At 65.2% G+C, this 1,162-nt stretch carries 1 protein-coding gene; it reads right to left on the minus strand.

The genetic code is table 11. The features are described from left to right. Positions 1–4: 4 nt before the first annotated feature. On the minus strand, positions 5–1,162 hold a 1,158-nt coding region (locus BLA15945_RS37515), incomplete at its 5' end, for a porin (protein WP_174994767.1).

Raw genomic sequence — 1,162 nt, forward strand, 5'->3', positions numbered from 1 at the left:
GACATCAGAAGCGGTGGATCAGGCCGACGCCGAGGCCGATCTGGTTCTGCTTCGAACCTGCGCCCACGCCGTCGCCGATCGACGTCGTTGCCGCGATGATCTTGCCTGCGTTCAGCGTGTTGCCGCTCGAATGCTGGTAAGCCTCGACTGCGTACAGGCCCGTGCGCTTCGACAGGCTGTAGTACTGCGACAGCGTGACCTGGTGGTACTTGGCCGAGCTCGTGATGCCGTTCGACTGCGTTGCCGCCGTGTACGAGTAGCCCGCCGCGAAGTCCCACTGAGCCGCTGCCTTCCAGTGCAGCACGGCGCCTGCCGTGTTGAAGATGGCCGTGTTGCGGAACGACGAGCCAACGCCCGGCGTGTACTGCACGTTCGAGTACGACGCCGAAATGTCCCATGCCGGCGTGAACTGGTAACCCGCCGTCACGGCGATACGCTGCTGCGATTGCGCGGTCGCGTAGCCGTTGTTGATCGACGAGACTGCCGGCTGGTTGCCGTCGCCCGTTGCCGTCAGGCCGTTCTGGACCGTCGAGTTCGCGCCCCACACGCCGCCACCCAGCGTCGCGTTGTTGACCTTCTGGTAGCCGACGGCGATGCCTGCCGGGCCGTTCAGGTACTGGATCGCCGCGCTCCACGTCGAGCCGCGGTTCGTCGCGCCTGCGACGCCGCCGAACGAGTACGAACCGCCGACCGTGAAGCCGTAGAACTTCGGCGACATGTACACGAGCGAGTTGTTCGCGCGGTAGCTGGTATCCAGCGAATCGATATCGCCCGGGTGCGCGCCGTAATAGCCGGTCAGCCAGGTCGTCGGGCTGTACGGCGACAGCAGCGTGTAGTACGCGGTGTACTGGCGGCCGGCCGTCAGCGTACCGTACGTGGCGTTGGTCATCCCAACCCATGCCTGGCGCGTGAAGATGCCGTTGGTCCACTGCGACGAGCCGTTAGCCGTGTTGACGCCGGCTTCCAACTGGAAAATCGCCTTCGTGCCGCCGCCGAGATCTTCGCTGCCCTTCAGGCCGAAGCGGCTGCCTGCCCACACGCCGGTGGACATTTGCACCTTCGAGTGACCACCCGTCGTCGCGCCCGTGGCCGACGAGTTGTTCTGGTAAGCGATACCGTTGTCGACGATACCGTACAGGGTCACGCTGCTCTGGGCGTGGGC

It is taken from the genome of Burkholderia arboris (genome assembly GCF_902499125.1).
Lineage (GTDB): Bacteria > Pseudomonadota > Gammaproteobacteria > Burkholderiales > Burkholderiaceae > Burkholderia > Burkholderia arboris.